Source organism: Arcobacter vandammei, from assembly GCF_016106035.1.
Lineage (GTDB): Bacteria > Campylobacterota > Campylobacteria > Campylobacterales > Arcobacteraceae > Aliarcobacter > Aliarcobacter vandammei.
Genome location: NZ_JADKPZ010000018.1, coordinates 26,398 through 38,746 on the forward strand (window position 1 = coordinate 26,398; position 12,349 = coordinate 38,746).

Annotated in this window: 8 protein-coding genes; 3 read left to right on the plus strand and 5 right to left on the minus strand. The window is 26.5% G+C overall.

From position 1 onward, the window contains the following. Nucleotides 1-15 precede the first annotated feature (15 nt). The 3 genes from IQC44_RS09755 to IQC44_RS09765 are packed head-to-tail and all read left to right on the plus strand — an operon-like array spanning nt 16 to nt 2,379. The gene (locus tag IQC44_RS09755; protein WP_198306178.1) at nt 16-573 is read left to right on the plus strand and encodes a TlpA family protein disulfide reductase; all 558 of its coding nucleotides are present in this window, start codon (nt 16-18) and stop codon (nt 571-573) included. A 10-nt stretch (nt 574-583) separates the two neighbouring features. Beyond that, nucleotides 584-1,630 carry a signal recognition particle-docking protein FtsY gene (gene ftsY, locus IQC44_RS09760; protein WP_198306179.1) on the plus strand — a complete coding sequence of 349 codons (1,047 nt, stop codon included), beginning with the start codon at nt 584-586 and terminating at the stop codon, nt 1,628-1,630. A gap of 17 nt (nt 1,631-1,647) precedes the next feature. Then, nucleotides 1,648-2,379: a hypothetical protein gene (locus tag IQC44_RS09765; protein ID WP_198306180.1), complete on the plus strand. Its 732-nt coding sequence runs from the start codon at nt 1,648-1,650 to the stop codon at nt 2,377-2,379. Here the strand turns inward: IQC44_RS09765 and IQC44_RS09770 are convergent. The 5 genes from IQC44_RS09770 to IQC44_RS09790 all read right to left on the minus strand — a co-directional run. Continuing rightward, nucleotides 2,372-4,840, minus strand: a complete 2,469-nt coding sequence (locus IQC44_RS09770; protein ID WP_198306181.1) for an EAL domain-containing protein — start codon at nt 4,838-4,840, stop codon at nt 2,372-2,374. The genes IQC44_RS09765 and IQC44_RS09770 overlap by 8 nt on opposite strands. Next, entirely contained in the window at nt 4,824-5,741 is a 918-nt protein-coding gene (locus IQC44_RS09775) for a cytochrome-c peroxidase (RefSeq protein WP_198306182.1), read from the minus strand. The genes IQC44_RS09770 and IQC44_RS09775 overlap by 17 nt, the downstream gene beginning before the upstream one ends. 60 nt (nt 5,742-5,801) lie before the next feature. Further along, nucleotides 5,802-6,620, minus strand: coding sequence for a lipase family protein (locus IQC44_RS09780; RefSeq protein WP_198306183.1), 819 nt, complete (start codon nt 6,618-6,620; stop codon nt 5,802-5,804). Continuing rightward, on the minus strand, nt 6,617-7,336 hold the full coding sequence (locus tag IQC44_RS09785) for a peptidylprolyl isomerase (RefSeq protein WP_198306184.1): 720 nt from the start codon (nt 7,334-7,336) through the stop codon (nt 6,617-6,619). Before IQC44_RS09785 ends, IQC44_RS09780 begins: the two co-directional genes overlap by 4 nt. Nucleotides 7,337-7,350: 14 nt before the next feature. Next, on the minus strand, nt 7,351-12,349 hold a 4,999-nt coding region (locus IQC44_RS09790), incomplete at its 5' end, for an autotransporter domain-containing protein (protein ID WP_198306185.1).

Consider the following 12,349-nt stretch of genomic DNA (forward strand, 5'->3'; position numbering starts at 1 on the left):
TCTAAAGGAATTAAAATGAAGTTTAAAACTTTAGCATTTTTCTCAATTTTATCAATTTTATTTTTTTCAGCTTGTGATTCTAAAGATAAGAAACAAGATGAAAACAAAGTAAAAATTGAGCAAAATGTACTAAAATCAGATTTTATGCTAAATACCCTAAATGGCGATATTATAGAGCTTAAAACAGATACAAATAGCATAAATATCAAAAACTATGAAAATAAAATAGTTGTTTTAAACTTCTTTGCCTCTTGGTGTCCTGCTTGTAAGATTGAAATTCCAGCACTTATAAGATTACAAAATGAGTATAAAAATGATTTAGTTGTACTTTCTGTTTTACTTGAAGAGTTTAAAAGCGATGAAGAAATTAAAGCTTTTGTAAAAGAGTTTGGAATTAATTATAACATTACTATTGGTGGAGAGAATTTTGATTTAGCGAAAGCTGTTGGTGGAATAAAATCTATTCCAACAACTTTTATTATAGATAAACATGGAAAAATATATCAAAAAATTCAGGGTTTAGCACCTTATGAGATGATAGAAATTGATATTAAAAAAGTTTTAGAAAAGTAGTAGGGGAAATATGTTTAGTTTTTTTAAAAAGAAAAAAGAGCCTAATTTAGAGCAAGAAAATAAGGTTTTAGAACAAGAAAGTATAGAGCAAGAGCCAAAAGAAACTTTAGTAGAACTTGAAGCGGAAAAAGTTCAAGAAGAGAAAATTGAAAGCATAGTTGAAATAAAAGAAGAAGAAGAGAAAAAAAGCTTCTTTTCAAGAGCTTTAGAGAAAACATTTGCAAGTATAAAAAATGTAGTTCCACAAAAAAAAGAGAAAATATCTTTTAATGATATTGAAGAACTTTTAATTGAAGCTGATGTTGAGTATGAAATTATAGAAAAAGCTATGAATGGGCTACCTTCTATGATTACAAGAAAAGAGTTAAGACATAGACTTGTAATGCTTTTTGAACACGCTCCAAAAGTAGATTTTTCAAATCTTCCAAAACCTTATGTAAGGCTAATCATTGGAGTAAATGGAGCTGGAAAAACTACAACAATAGCAAAATTGGCAAATAAACTAAAAAATGAGGGACAAAGTGTTATTTTAGGAGCTGGAGATACTTTTAGAGCAGCTGCGATTGAACAACTATCAACTTGGGCAACAAAAATAGATGTTCCAATAATAAAGACAAAACAAGGACACGATGCAAGTGCAGTTGCATATGATACTATTAGTTCAGCACTTGCTAGAAATATTGATAATGTTATTATTGATACAGCTGGAAGATTACAAACTCAAACAAATTTGAATAATGAACTTGTAAAAATAGTAAAAGTTTGTGGAAAAGCTATGAGTGATGCTCCTCATCAAAAACTTATGATTTTAGATGGAACTCAAGGAAATAGTGCTATTGCTCAAGCAAAAGCATTTAATGAAATTGTTGGTATTGATGGAATAATAGTTACAAAACTTGATGGAACTGCAAAAGGTGGGGCATTGTTTTCTATCTCAAATCAACTTGAACTTCCTATTTTTTATGTAGGAATTGGTGAAAAACAAGATGATTTAATTGAGTTTAGTCCTGATAATTTTGTTGATAGCCTATTAGACGAAATTTATATTTCAGAATAATTAAAAAGGAGAGAGTTGTGAGAAGAAAAATTAAGAGTTTTTTTGAAGATTTTATAATAGTTGTAATTTTAATTGCCGTTATTTATGGAAGTTACAGCTACTTTTTTGATGATTCAATGGATAATTTTGAGGCAACAACACAAACTATGGTACAAACAGCTGAAGAGCCAAAAGAAGAGATAAAAGAGCTAACTCAAGATGAAGCAATAAAAGATGTAATTACAGATGAACATCCAGATATTGAAACAGAAAATAGAACACCTCCTGCTTTAGTTCAAAGTAGTTTAGAAAACAGTAAAGAAGAGCCTAAAACAGATAATAAAGAAGAACTAACAGATAATAAAGAAGAACTAACAGAAAATAAAGTAGAAAAAATCATTGAAGAAAAGATAGAAAACACTACTTTACAAAGAAAGATAAATTTAGTTGAAAGCTCAAAACTTGAGAAATCAGCTTCTATAGAAGAGCAAATTGAAAAAGAGAAGTTTTATAAATCTTTAAAAGATAAAATTCAATTAAATATTGAGAAAAACTTTGATATTTCATCTATAAATGAGCCTGTTTTTGCTGATATTAGAGTAACTATTCTAAAAGATGGAAGATATGAACAACTAGTTATGACAAATGGAAATAGTGAGTTTTTCAATAAAATAAAAAGCTCAATTTCCAACTCTTTTCCAATAGAAATAAATAATAATTTAAAAAATATATTTCCTAGATATTATAGATTAAAAATAGAGTTTAATTAAACTCTATTAATCTTTTTGGTTTAGAAAATAAAAAGCCTTGTGCTATATCCACACCTAAATCTCTTAAGATGTCAGCTTGTTGTTTTGTCTCAACACCTTCAGCAATAGTTTTAAAATCAAAACTCTTTGAAATAGCAACTATTGCTTTTATTATTTCAAGATTATTTTCATTTAAATTATCAACAAAAGATTTATCTATTTTTAATATATCAATTGGTAACTGTTGAAGATATTTTAAAGATGAGTAACCTGTACCAAAATCATCTATTAAAATTTTAAAACCTATTTTTCTCATAGCAACCAATATTTCACTTATCTCTTCTACATTTTTTATTAAATATGTTTCTGTTATTTCTATACCTATTTCACTTGCTTTTATATTTGTTGTATTTAGAATTTCTTCTATTTTATCCATAAAATTTTCTTGCATTAATTGAACAACAGATACATTTATACTAATCATTTTTAGATTTAATTTCTCTTTTAAGATTATGAAATCTTCACAAGATTTTCTAAATACAAAAAGACCTAATTCATAAATAAAGCCTATTTCTTCAGCTATTGGAATAAATTTATCAGGAGTAATATTTCCCAAAATTGAGCTTTCCCATCTTAAAAGAGCTTCTGCACTATAAGCTTCATTTGTCTGTAAAGAGTATTTTGGCTGATAAACAACATAAAATTCTGAATTTTTTAGACCAACAGGTAAAGCTTGTTCTATCTCAAATCTTTTACTAACTATTTTTGTTAAATCTTTTGTATAAAACTCATATCTATTTTTTCCATTTTGCTTCGCTTTATACATAGCTGTATCAGAGTGCTTCATCAAAGTAGAGTAATCTTCGCCATCTAAAGGATATTTTGAAATTCCAACACTACAACCAACATGTAAAGAGTGTTTATTTATATATACTTTTTCATTTACTTTCTTTATAATGTTTTTAGCAGCCTCTTCAACCTCTTTTTCATCATCGTATTCAACAATAATAGCAAATTCATCTCCACCTAATCTATAAACACTATGTTTTTGAGCTAAGGTATTTTTAAATCTATAAGCAATCTCTCTTAATAGTAAATCACCTATATCATGACCTAAACCATCATTTATAAATTTAAATCCATCTAAATCTATAAATAAAATTGAAAATTTCTGATTGTTTGGTTTATTTAAAAGCTCAAACATATCTCTTTGTAAAGCTCTTCTATTTAGCAAAAGAGTTAAACTATCATGATATGCTAAAAACTCAACTTTCTCTTTCTCTTTTACATAATTTGTTACATCCAATTTTATTGCCAAATAACCTTTTAGTAATCCATCAACAATAATTGGTGTAATAGATGCTGTTTCATAGTATATTTCACCTCGTTTATTTTTATTAATAAACTCCCCTACCCACTTCTCTCCTCTATTTAAAATACTATTCATATTTTTATAAAATTCATCTGGTAAATCTCCAGATTTTAAAATTCTTGGATTCTCTCCTATTGCTTCATCTTTTCTATATCCTGTAACTCTTTCAAAAGCATCATTTACATATATAATAATTCTATTTTTATCTGTTAATACAATTGAATTATCGCTATTTTGAACTGCATATTTAAAAGCTATTAACTCATCTTTTGTTTTAATTGATTTAATATAAACATAGATAAAAATAAGTAATAAAAGAGTTGAAGCAATAAACAACATTAAAGCTAATTTCTGTTGTTTTGCTAGATTAATTTGATTTACATCATTTAGTTTCTTCTCTAAAGAGTCTAAAACTGTTTTTAAATCAAAACTATAATAATCTTGTTCAATTTTATTTAACCTTTTTAAATCTTTTAACAAAGAATTTACTCTTTTAATTAAGAAATTTATGTCAGAATTATTATATTTTTTACCCAAATCTTCTAATTTTTTTATCTTCTCTTGAATTTGTATTTCATTTGAATCTTTTTCATTTACAAAAAGCCTAAATAAAGCACTTAAAGCCTCATCTATTACTAAAATATCATCTAGTTTATCTTTTAGATGATTTAATCTTACTTTTGAATTTAATGATAAAATATAGTTTATTGAACCAACAATAGATGAATTTACAGATTTAAATCTCTCAATATCTTCTACCTTTTTTTCCCATTCACTATTTAAAACTTCAATTGATATTTTTAAATCTTCACCAAATGTTTCATAAAATTTATCTTCATCTAAACCATCTATTAAATCTTTTGTTGTATTCATTTTTATAATCAATGAGTCATAGTTTATAAAAGTTGCTTTTGTATTTACAAAGCTATTAAACTCATTATTTAGTATTTTTAATTTAACAATATTATTATAGTAGTAGTTAAATTTTTTTACTTTCTCATTTATTTGATTAATATTATAGATAAAAAGTGCAGTTACAACCACAAACAGAAATAAAATTATATTGATTGGTTCAAAATATTTAAAAAAATTACTATTTCTTATCTTCATAACTATAAAGCTCTCCTGTTAGGCTCTTTAGAAAGCTTACTATATTTGATATTTCATCTTCAGCTAGAGATTTACCAAGCTGATAATTAGCCATAAATTTAACTGTCTCTTCCAAAGTATCATATCTTCCATCATGTAAATATGGATGAGTTAATTCTACATTTCTAAGTGTTGGAACTTTAAAATAGTATAAATCATCTTCATTATTTGTAATTTCATATCTTCCTTTTGATAGAGTTTCAACTTCACTTACAACACCAAATTTTGCATACAAATTTCCACCAACATTTCTTCCATGATGACAGGCTATACAACCTTGTTCTTTAAAAAGTTCATATCCTTTTTTTGCTTCAGTTGAAATAGCATTTTTATCTCCTCTTAAATAGTTATCAAAAGGAGAATTTGGAGTTATTAAAGTTTTTTCATACTCAACTATTGCATTAATTATATTATCTATTGTAATTCCATCTTTATATATTTCAAAAAAACTTTTTAGATAATCAGTTTTTCTAAGCTTATTTTCTAGCTCTTTAAAATCCATAGCCATTTCATTTGGATCACTTATTGGTCCAAAGGCTTGTTCATGTAAGTTTCTAGCTCTTCCATTCCAAAATTGCACAAAATTAAATGTTGAATTAAAAACTGTTGGGCTATTCACTTTTCCTAAATTCCCAAAAACTCCATCTGATAATTTTTTATTATCAGTTCCACCTTTATCTAGCATATGACAAGAGTGGCAGGAGATTGTATTATCTTTTGAAAGTCTTGGGTCAAAAAATAGTTCTCTTCCTAAATTTGCTTTTTTAATATCAATTTCAACACTTAAAGGTAAGGGTGTAATAGGTTCACTAGCTTTTAAAAGTATAAAAATAAATAGTTTTATAAATATTATTTTTCTCATAAGTTTTATAAGTCTTCCTTTAGTTTATTATTATTGTAGCAAATTATTTTTATAAATAAATTATTTTTTAAAGTTATTTATTATTTTAAACTCATTTTCATAACAGCAATTATGATTAGCATCAACTACCTTGTACCCTATATTTGTCTTATTATTAAAACTTTTATAAAAAGAGAAAAAAACCTCTTTTGATAAAATTTCATCACGACTTCCAATTAAATGAAACTGCTTTTTAGCTTCTAGTTTATATACAAAATCTTTGGGATTTAATGAACTTGTTAGTGGACTTAAATTTTTTATTTCTACCCATTTTTCAATATCTAAATTACCAGCAATTGTAATTAAATAGTTTACATCGTCTCTATATGAAGCTAAAATAGTTGCAATTGCTCCACCGCCTGAATGCCCTATTAGAGTAAAAGTATTATTTTTATAGTTATTTTTTATATAACTCAAAGCTTCATCATAACTATTTAAAACCTCTATTGAAAATCTTTTATCTGTCCAATATGAGTTATTACAAGATTGGTTACTATAATATTGACAAGGTCTTGCTAGATATATTTTACAAGAGGTTTTATCTGTTGCCATTAGTTTTTGAATTGTTGAATTTATTGGAGTTGGATTTGAAGATATTGTATTTTTATTTACAAAAGCAAAACCATCACCCTCAATATAAATATTTAGATTTTTACAAGAAAAATCCTCTTTTTGCAAAGAGAATAAATCAAATTTTTTTGTATAAATTATCTCCTCTTTTAAACCCTCATTTTTAGCATAATTAAAAACTGTCTCTATTCTACTTTCTAAGCTAGGAATTTTTGAAGCACAAGAGCCAAAAAAGAAACCTATTAAAATTAAGAATAAAAATTTTATCATTTTGATAGAAGCTCAATTTGTCTATTTAAAGCAATTTTTTTTGCTAATTCAGTTAAAGCATCTTTTGACTCTTCAAAACTAGCCTCTTTTTGAGGAATATATTTTTCAATATATATAATTTGTGTCCCTAAATCTTTTACATTTACCTTTATTATATCACCCTCTTTTTTACCTGCTAAAGCCTCTTTTATCTGAGGATTTAATCTATTTTCATCAACAATAGGTGAAAGTCCTTGATTATTTTTTGAAATATTATCATTTGAAACAGATTTAACATATTTTATAAAACTATCTTTTTTCTCTTTTTGATTATTTATTAAATTTAATTTTTCAAGTATCATATCAGCATTTTTTTCATAACTTACTAATATATTTCTAAGTTCATATTTTGCGACAACACTTGGTTTTTGTTCAAGATAAAGTTTTTGAAGCTCTTCATTTGTAGGTATGTAACTTTGTAAAAACTTTTTTGACCAAATATCAATTAATAAAAGATTTTTAGATACTTCAAAATCAGCATCACCTTTTAAATCTTTTGCTTCAATAGTTTTTGCAAGTTTTTTTAAAGAAGAGTATTCATTTACTATTGCTTGTTGTGTTTTATGCTCTTGCTTTGAAAAATCTGCCTTATATTTTATAGCTGTAAATGAAGATATTTCATCTGCAAAAATCAAACTTGTAAAACAAGATAAACTAAAAAGAGCTCTTTTTATCATACTATTTTCCTTTTTTAAAAACTAACACCAAAAGAGATATTTCCACCATAAGCTTGGAATTTACCATCTTTGCTTCTATCATAATTTAAGTCTAATCTTAGTTTTGTGTTATTTGTAATTCTAGCTTCAACTCCAGCCCCAACTTTAAATGTAACATCATCAAGTTCTCTTGAAGGTGTTACAAATTTATCTCCACCGCCAACAAACTGAGCTTTTATATCTTTATTTGAAGAACCAAAATCTTTTGCAACAGCTAAACTAAATTGAGGAATAATCAAAGCTCTTTCAAGCTCTATTCTACTTGTTGCTTTTATTCCTAATTCAGCTGTTTTTCTATCTTGAGTTAGTTTATCAACTTTTAAAGCATCATTTTGGTATTTAGTCCCTTTTTCGCTATATCCTTTTTGATTAACTCTACTATACTCAAATCCAGCATAAGGTGTTAAATAAGCTCCATTATCCACAGGAATATGAACCCCTGCTTCAACTCTTGCACCTATTTCATCTGCTTTTATTTTAGCATCTAAATTACCTGAATTTGCTGTTCTACTTGTATCTGTTTTGTGTTGCATATAGTTTACTTGTCCTTCAATATATGCTAATTCAAACTCTTGTGAACCATATAAACTAACACCAACTGTATTTGTATCACTTGTATGATTATTTTGTGTAGCCTTTGTATCTATATATGAAGCACTAAGTCCTATAATAGAGCTTTCATTTATATTTTTATCAAGACCTACAACAAAACCATATGATTTTGTATCAAAAGCTTCATACAATCCTATTGTATCTTGTTTTGTTTTTGCCGCATTTACTTTTATCCATAAAGTTGAATCTCCAATATAGTATGAATCACCAGAAGATAAACCTCTACTGCTTTCATAAGATTGGATTGAATCTTCTATTTTTGAAGTTCTAAGGTCATTTAATCTTCCTTTTATAGAAGCTTTATTTACATCTGTTGCCGTTTTAATATTTTGGGCTACAACACTACTTGGATTTGGTGCTAGTTTTCTTTGTATATCTATCATCTCTTGTTTTTTAGCTTCTGTAATAGTTTGACCATCTTCTAAATACTCTATATCTCTAATAATCTGAGCTAAAGCACCCTCTCTTGGTTTCTCATTTGCTAATTTAGCTAAAGATTTTGAAGCTCCATTTGAATAATCTTTTCCAATTTCAGATTTCACAATATATAAATCTTCAACTTTATGAACACCTTCTGTAGTTCTATCAGCTTTTAAAACCAAATTTTGTCCTACAACTTCAACAGTTGAATCAATAATACTATTATCTTTTACAAGTCCATTTTTTTCAGTTCCTCTGTATGGAGTTGTTATATCATTTTGTGTAACAACTAAGTTATACTCTCCTTTTCCTTCCCAAGTTCCGTCATAAGTTATATTAAATCTTGCATCATCTTCCATAGTCAGACTATTTGCTGTTATTTGACCAGATTTTCCACCAACAATAGCACTTCCTGAGCTTAAATCGGTAGTTTGTACATCAAAGTTTAAAATAGAGTTTTCTCTTAGTGTTAAATTATCTTTTACATCTATTTTTTTATCTTTAATATTTAAAGTTGCATCTTTTGTGATATTTAAATTTCCTGCAAAATTTATATCATCTTTAAAATCTAAAGTAACTTTGTTGTTTCCATTTCCAACAATTGTATTTTTAGCATAAACATTGTGTCCTAACTCTTGAATAATATCTTTGTTTGAATCACTTGCAAAATTAACACTATTTAATCTCTTATCTTGTGAACCTATATCATTTGTTAAAGTTGTAGAACCTTTATAATTTAAGTTTCCAACTCCATCTGCAACTGTTGTTACAAAAGGTTGAGTTTCAGATAAAATAGCTTTTTCATCTTCAATATTTACAGTCCCATTTCCTGCAAAATAAACAGTTGAATTTAAATTTTCTTCAAAGTTTACAACTCCATTTCCATTAATAGTTGTTTTTTGAGCATAAACATTATCTTTAAATGTAGAATTTGAGCCACTTTGTCCAGCACTTATCTCTTTTAATCGATTTGTACTATTTCCAACTTGTTTTTCAACTGTTGAACTTCCAAGAAGAGCTAAAATTCCCTCATTATCATTAAGAGTATTTACTATTGAATCAAGATTTTTATCATCTGCTAAATTTACAGTTGCATTTGCATTATAATTTAAATTTTGAGCTTCTAAATTTCCATTTAGATTTAAAGTTAATTTCTCATTTAAATCTAAATCTTTTACATAAGTATCACTTTCAAATGTAGAGTTAGAGTTTTTACCATTTAATTTTATAGCTCTTATTTTATTTAAACTATCAGCTATTTCTCCACTTATTATTGTACTTCCAGCTAAATTTATCTCTCCAATATTCTCATCTTGTGCAACAATACTTGAATTTATATTTTTACCATTTGCTACATTTAAAGTTGAATTATCTTGAAAATCTATTTTATCACCTGTAAAATTCCCACCTAAATATACAATTCCACTCTCTTTAAGATTTAGATTTTTTGCAAAAACATCATCTCTAAAGATTGTTGTTGAGTTATCTTTTGCAGTATTTATCTCTTTTAAACTTTGGGTACTTTCTCCTATTTGCTGTTTAAACTCTGCATTTTTTATTACATTTAAAATACCTTGATTATTCGTTCCACTAATATTTTTGATATTTGCATCAACTACTTTATTATCCGCTAAATTTACAACTCCATCTGCTTCATAATTTAAATTATCTCCTGTAAAGTTTGCATTTAAATCTAAAGTTCCAGCTCCTACATTTAAATCTTTAGCAAAAACATCATTGTTTAAAGTTGTAGTTTGATTTGCTAGATTACTTGTATTTACCTCTTTTAATTTATCATCATTTGTACCAATTGTGCCATTTACAGTGGAGTTTCCAAGAAGATTTAAAGTTCCTTTTCCGTCAATTGTTGTAATATTAGAATTTATAGCTTTTCTATCGGCTAATTCTATAGTTCCATCATCTGTATAAGATATTTTATTTCCAGTAAAATTTCCATTTAGATTTACAGTTCCGCTATTTACTTCTAAATTATTTGCAAAAAGATTGTTTTGGAAAGTTACAGTTTTGTTGTTATTTCCAGCTTCAATAGAATCAAAATGATTAACATCATTTCCTAAAATTCCACTAATAGTTGAATCTCCTTCAAAAACAAGTTTTGCACTATTTTGATTTTCAAAAGTTGTATTTGCTGTATTTAAAGCTAAATTATCACTTATATTTAAAGTTCCAGAATTATCATTAAAATTAATATTTCCCTTTAATTCATCATTTAAAACAACATTTCCATTTCCACTATAATTTAAATCTTTTACATAAACTTTATCATTAAATGTTACTGTTTTATTATCCGCTCCAGCTGTTATACTTGATAAGTTATATGTACTATCTCCAACTTGACCTGTTATAGTAGAAGTACCCTGAAAAATAATATCTCCAGTATCAGCAGCATCTGTTGCTAAAACTATTAAATCAGCTACACCTGTTTTTGTAATATCTGCATTATCTTTTAAAACTAAAGTTGCATTGTTTTGTAGATTTATCCTATCTGCATAAATATCTCTATGTAAAAATAGCCCATCATTTGGTAAGATATTTCCATCTGAATCTTTTTGCTCACCATTTGAATTTACATTTAACTCTTTTATTCCAAATGCTATATTTCCAATAGTTCCAGTAACTTCTCCATCTCCTTCAAAGTCTACAATTCCCGTATTATTTGTAGTTGTTGAAATATCTCCATTTACTATTTTTTCATCTTTTACTGTTACTATTGCATCATTTCCATCAAAATTTATAATTCCACTTATTCCTTCATATAAATTTGCCGTTCCAGTTCCAGAAAAAACCAAATTTGTAATTGTACTTCCACTATTTTGATTGAAATTAACAGTTGCTTCATCAATTTTTGTGCTTATAGCATTTACATCATCTTTTAAATTTACAGTTTTACTACTATCTCCAGTTATATTTATATCTTTTATTTTATCTGTAGAAGTTCCTATATCTCCAGAAATAGTAGAATCTCCAACGATATTTATATTACCTTTATTATTAGAATTTGCCGTAATAGTTGCACTTACATTTGAACCATCACCTAAATTTAACTCTCCAGAAGCATTTGTAAAATTGATATTTGTTCCAGTTAATGAAGCTTGATTATCTAACTTTAATTTCCCTGTATTTATTGTTGTACTTGTAGCATCTAAAGAGTCTTTAAAAGTCATAGTTCCATTATTTACCTTTAAATCTGTAGTTGTTACCTCTTTTTCAAAAGTTGAACTTCCAGTTCCACTTGAACTTATATTTGTAGAGTTTACTAAATTTTTAAATGTAGAGTTTGAACTATCTGCATTTACATTTAAATCTTTTAAACTTTGTATCTCTTTATTTATAGTTGAGCTTCCTAGAAGATTTAAAGTCCCACTATTTCCATTTATTATTGAGCTTATATCTTTACCATCTACTAAATCTAAAGTTGAATTAGAGTTAATATCTGTGTTTTTAGAGTTTATATCTCCATTTACTACTACTGTTTTTCCACTATTTAAAATTAAATTATCTATATTTCCTATATTTCCTATAATATTTTGATTATTAGCTCCATTCATAGTTAATGTTCCAGTAGTTCCAGTAACATTTCCAGTTATATCTCCTTGTGAATTTAAAGTAGCTCCACTTGAAATTGCTGTATTTGTTGCTTTTATATCTTGTGTTACTGTTGTTATTCCATTAGTTACATTAAAACTATTTAAAGAGTTTGTATTCCCTATATTTCCTATTATTATTTGATTTGCTCCACTTGTAGTTAATGTTCCATTATTTGTTGTTGCTCCATTAACATTTCCAGTTATATCTCCTTTTGAATTTACTGTAGAGTTTGAATTTAATTTAATATTATTTGAATATATATCATTATTAAATGTTGTTTTTGAATTTGCTAAAGCTTCAATATTATTTAATCTTTTCCCAGATTCTCCAACA